A 1,842-nucleotide genomic window follows, 5' to 3' on the forward strand; every position below is an offset into this window, starting at 1 on the left:
GCTAAAGGTTCTCGCTGCTAGCGAAGTCACTCATAAAAAGAGAAGGCTAAGTGAAGCAAAGAGAAGTTATTTGACAAGAGAAGAGAGCAGAAACAGAGTGCGGGTCCTTAGAGGCTTTGAGTCAATCAGCGCAAGTTGAGAGATAAAGAGGCTTCGGGGCTCGAGATAAAAGACGAGCCGTCAAGAGAAAAAAAAATCTTCTGAACGTAAGTTTGGGAGTAAGTAATTAGAGCTAAGAGTTTGATCCTGGCTCAGAACGAACGCTGGCGGCGTGCCTAACACATGCAAGTCGAACGGATGTAGCAATACATTAGTGGCGCACGGGTGAGTAATGCATGGGAATCTGCCCTTTGGTGTGGGATAACTACGGGAAACTGTAGCTAAAACCGCATAAGCAAGCGACGTAAGTTGTTTGGAAAAGCCGGGACCGCAAGGCCGGTTGCCAGAGGATGAGCCCATGTCCCATTAGCTTGTTGGCGGGGTAACGGCCCACCAAGGCGAAGATGGGTAGCTGGTCTGAGAGGACGATCAGCCACACTGGAACTGAGACACGGTCCAGACTCCTACGGGAGGCAGCAGTGGGGAATATTGCGCAATGGGGGAAACCCTGACGCAGCAACGCCGCGTGAGTGATGAAGGCCTTCGGGTTGTAAAGCTCTTTCGGCTGGGAAGAAGGGTGCAGGAGTTAATAAGTCCTGCATTTGATGGTACCAGAGTAAGAAGCACCGGCTAACTTCGTGCCAGCAGCCGCGGTAATACGAAGGGTGCAAGCGTTGTTCGGAATTACTGGGCGTAAAGGGTTCGTAGGCGGGAAGACAAGTCAAGTGTGAAATCCCCAGGCTTAACCTGGGACGTGCATTTGAGACTGTAATTCTTGAGTTTTAGAGAGGGTGGTGGAATTGCTGGTGTAGGAGTGACATCCGTAGAGATCAGCAGGAACACCGGAGGCGAAGGCGACCACCTGGCTAAATACTGACGCTGAGGAACGAAAGCGTGGGGAGCAAACAGGATTAGATACCCTGGTAGTCCACGCCGTAAACGATGATAACTAGGTGTTGGGGGAGTTGACCCCCTCAGTACCGTAGCTCACGCGCTAAGTTATCCGCCTGGGGAGTACGGCCGCAAGGCTAAAACTCAAAGGAATTGACGGGGACCCGCACAAGAGGTGGAGTATGTGGTTTAATTCGAAGCAACGCGAAGAACCTTACCTGGGTTTGACATACCGTGAAAAGCGCAGAGATGCGTAATAGTAGCAATACACACGGATACAGGTGCTGCATGGCTGTCGTCAGCTCGTGTCGTGAGATGTTGGGTTAAGTCCCGCAACGAGCGCAACCCTTTCCCTTATTTGGCATCATTAAGTTGGCAACTATAGGGGTACTGCCGGTGATAAACCGGAGGAAGGTGGGGATGACGTCAAGTCCTCATGGCCCTTACATCCAGGGCTACACACGTACTACAATGGCCAAGACAAAGCGAAGCTAGACCGTAAGGTGGAGCCAAACGCAAAAACATGGTCTCAGTTCGGATTGTGGTCTGCAACTCGACCACATGAAGTTGGAATCTCTAGTAATCGCAGATCAGCAGGCTGCGGTGAATACGTTCCCGGGTCTTGTACACACCGCCCGTCAAACCACGAAAGTTGTATAAGCCAGAAGCATGTGGGTTAACCGCAAGGAGACAGCATGCCAAGGCTTGTGCGATGATTGGGGTTAAGTCGTAACAAGGTAGCCGTAGGGGAACCTGCGGCTGGATCACCTCCTTTCTAGGAATACAGACAGCTCATACCTTCGGGTACAGAGAGTCCATTCTAGGTCAAGGGACCCGCACTCTGTTTCTGCA

Annotated in this window: 1 rRNA gene; it reads left to right on the forward strand. The window is 51.5% G+C overall.

The features are described 5' to 3' along the window. Nucleotides 1–228: 228 nt before the first annotated feature. Nucleotides 229–1,765 (forward strand): 16S ribosomal RNA (locus tag GCL57_RS00015). The last annotated feature ends 77 nt before the right edge of the window (nucleotides 1,766–1,842 follow it).

The sequence above is a fragment of the Fluviispira multicolorata genome (genome assembly GCF_009208585.1).
Classification (GTDB): Bacteria; Bdellovibrionota_B; Oligoflexia; order Silvanigrellales; family Silvanigrellaceae; genus Silvanigrella; species Silvanigrella multicolorata.